Source organism: Clostridia bacterium, assembly GCA_019683875.1.
In the GTDB taxonomy this organism is placed as follows: domain Bacteria; phylum Bacillota; class Sulfobacillia; order RBS10-35; family Bu92; genus Bu92.
In genome coordinates this window covers 1-2,723 of the sequence record JADGHN010000175.1, presented here as the reverse complement: position 1 = coordinate 2,723, position 2,723 = coordinate 1, and the positions used below count along the sequence as shown (strand labels likewise).

The 2,723-nt window shown below is 69.3% G+C and carries 6 protein-coding genes; all 6 read right to left on the bottom strand.

The window, feature by feature from the left end; translation table 11 throughout:
• A partial coding sequence (locus IRZ18_09555; GenBank protein ID MBX5477351.1) for a bifunctional 4'-phosphopantothenoylcysteine decarboxylase/phosphopantothenoylcysteine synthetase occupies window positions 1-529 on the bottom strand: 529 nt, incomplete at its 3' end.
• Window positions 530-539: 10 nt separating this feature from the next.
• A complete protein-coding gene (locus tag IRZ18_09550; protein MBX5477350.1) occupies window positions 540-752 on the bottom strand; it encodes a DNA-directed RNA polymerase subunit omega in 213 nt (70 codons plus the stop codon).
• A complete protein-coding gene (gmk, locus tag IRZ18_09545) occupies window positions 753-1,367 on the bottom strand; it encodes a guanylate kinase (GenBank protein ID MBX5477349.1) in 615 nt (204 codons plus the stop codon).
• Window positions 1,368-1,376: 9 nt separating this feature from the next.
• A complete protein-coding gene (locus tag IRZ18_09540; GenBank protein ID MBX5477348.1) occupies window positions 1,377-1,646 on the bottom strand; it encodes a DUF370 domain-containing protein in 270 nt (89 codons plus the stop codon).
• A gap of 48 nt (window positions 1,647-1,694) precedes the next feature.
• On the bottom strand, window positions 1,695-2,570 hold the full coding sequence (locus IRZ18_09535) for a YicC family protein (protein MBX5477347.1): 876 nt from the start codon (window positions 2,568-2,570) through the stop codon (window positions 1,695-1,697).
• Window positions 2,570-2,723 (bottom strand): hypothetical protein (locus IRZ18_09530; GenBank protein MBX5477346.1); only part of this gene is annotated, 154 nt, incomplete at its 5' end. The genes IRZ18_09530 and IRZ18_09535, both read right to left, overlap by 1 nt.

Below are 2,723 nucleotides of genomic sequence, written 5' to 3'. Positions count from 1 at the left end.
GGGCGCGGCTGGCGGCGCGCAGCGCGTCGACGATCGCCGCCGGCTCCGCCATGCGCCCCCACCCCTCCTCGCCGGAGGCCAGGCGCCCGTGCTCCGGACCGATGAACCGGTACCCGTACTGCCGCAGCCGCTCCACGTTGGCCTGCACCGCCGGGTGGCGCCACATCGCGTCGTGCATGGCCGGAGCAAGCCACACGGGCGAGCGCGCAGCCAAAAGAACGGCCCCGAGCGCGTCGCGCGCGAGGCCGTTCGCGAGCTGTCCGATCAGGTCGGCGGTCGCCGGCGCCACCACGATGCCGTCGCACCAGCGGGCGATCTCGATGTGCGCCTCGCCTGCCCCGGGCGCCCAGAGATCGAAGAGAACCGGGCGGCCCGTGACGGCTTCGAAGGTCAACGGGGTGACGAAGCGCGTGGCCGCTTCCGACATCACCACGCGGACCTCGTGCCCCTCCTTGACCAGCCGGCTGGCGAGGTCCACCGCCTTGTAGGCGGCGACGCCGCCCGCGACGCCGACGACCCATCTCGCCACGGCGCCGCGCCTACTTCACGCCGGACTTGCGCTGTTCCCAGCGCAGCTGCCCCACCGCCAGCTCCTTCAGGGCGGCGGTGACCGGCTTGTCTTTCACGGTGCCCGCGAGGGGACGCGATCCCTCGAGGATCTGGCGCGCACGCTTCGCGGCGATGATGACCATGGTGTAGCGCGTGTCGACCTTCTTCACCAGTTCGTCCATCGACGGCAATGGGACGTCCATTCAGACCGCTCCCCCACTGCGGATTTTCTCGATCAGGTCGGGTTGCCTGGAGACGCGGCACTTCTCCGCCTTGATGATCGCCAGCAGCTTGTCGACGGCCGCGTCGACCTGGTCATTCACGACAGCATAGTCGTACCGGTCCAGGTAGGTCAACTCGTGGCTGGCGCTGGCCAGGCGCTGGTTCCTCGCCTCCGCGGACTCGCTGCCGCGGGCGGTGATGCGCCGGCGCAATTCCTCAAGGGAGGGAGGCAGGATGAAGACGAAGCAGGCGTCCGGGTACGCGCGCTTCAGGGTCATGGCGCCCTGGATGTCCTTCTCGATCAGGACGTCGTGGCCCTCTGCGAGCCACGTCTCCATGGGCTCCCGTGGCGTGGCGTAATAGTTGCCGTAGACCTCCGCCCACTCCACGAACTCGCCGCGGTCCCGGCGCCGCAAAAAGTCCTCGCGGTCGATGAAGTAGTAGTGGACGCCGTCCATCTCATGCGCGCGCCGGGCGCGCGTCGTCACCGAAATCCCGTAGCGGAGCTCCGGCTGCCGTTCCATCAGGGCGGCGCGCACGGTGCCCTTGCCCGCCCCGGACGGCCCGGAAAGCACAATCAACAAACCTTTGGACACGAACGCCTCCTAGACGATGTCGCCGGCATGCAGCGATTCTCGCGAACCGAGACGGTGCGCGACGGTCTCAGGCTGCACGGCGGAGAGAATGACGTGGCCGCTGTCGGTGAAGATCACGGCCCGCGTGCGCCGGCCGTACGTGGCGTCGATCAGCGTGCCCTGATCGCGCGCCTCGCTGATCATCCGCTTGATCGGCGCCGACTCGGGGCTGACGATGGCGATGATGCGGTTCGCCGAGACGATGTTGCCGAAACCGATGTTGATCAGCTTGATGTCCACGCCCGCATCCTCCTTCACTCGCGGAGATCGACCATCCCTGTCACCGCGTCATTCGACGTTCTGGACCTGCTCCCGCAGCCGCTCGATGTCTCCCTTCATCGCGATGACGTGCGACGCGATCTCGACGTCAAGCGCCTTCGAGCCGAGGGTGTTCACCTCTCGGTGGCATTCCTGGATGAGGAACTCCAGCTTGCGCCCAACGGGTCCGTCGGATTGCAGGCAGGCCCGCATTTGCGAAAGGTGGCTGCGCAGGCGGACGATCTCTTCGGAAACGTCGGCGCGGTCGACGAGCAGGACGACCTCCATGGCCAAGCGCTGCTCGTCCAGCGGCGTCTCACCGAGCCAGGCGGCGAGGCGATCGCGCAGCCTCTGCTGCGCGGCCTCCAGCGCCGCGGGAACGCGGGCCTCGATGGCGTCCAGCCGCGCGGCGAGCGACTCCATGCGAGCCGCCATGTCCGAGGCCAGCCGTTTCCCCTCCTCCGCCCGCATCCCGAGAAACGCCTCAAGCGCTGCGGAGAGAGCTTGCTGCACCGGCGGCCACGCCACTTCCGGCTCCAATCCCTGGGTCTCCGGGACGATCACGCCGGGCAACGCGGCGAGCGACCACGCGTCCGGACGCCAGGGAATGTCGAGCGCCGCTGCCAGTTCCTTCAAGGCTTCATGATAGCCCCGAGCGCGTTCCACGTCAATGAAAATGCCCGTTTCCGCCGTCCCGTGCGCTCGCACGTCGACGGACGCCTCCACACGACCCCGCTCGACCGCCCTGGCCACCTCGCGGCGGATGTCGGGCTCCAGCGCCGCCAAGCCCGCCGGCAGCCGCACGTGCACGTCGAGAAAGCGGTGGTTCACCCCGCGCACCTCCACGACGTAGCGGCGCCCGCCCGCGGTGCAGTCGCCGCGTCCGAAGCCCGTCATGCTGCGCATCAACCGGCCCCCCGCGTGGCGCGGCGCGCGGCCTGCGAGACGAGCGGAAGGTACAGGTGGACCGGGCGCATGCGCAAGGTCGCCTTGTCGTCAAGCCACGCGGCGCGTGCGGGCAGCCGGTACTCGTGGAGGCCCGGCTCGCCCAGCGGGGCG

Bases quoted from the DNA above. Each gene is read 5' to 3' on its own strand.
- IRZ18_09550 (MBX5477350.1), bottom strand. From the start codon at position 752: ATGGACGTCCCATTGCCGTCGATGGACGAACTGGTGAAGAAGGTCGAC.
- IRZ18_09535 (MBX5477347.1), bottom strand. From the start codon at position 2,570: ATGCGCAGCATGACGGGCTTCGGACGCGGCGACTGCACCGCGGGCGGG.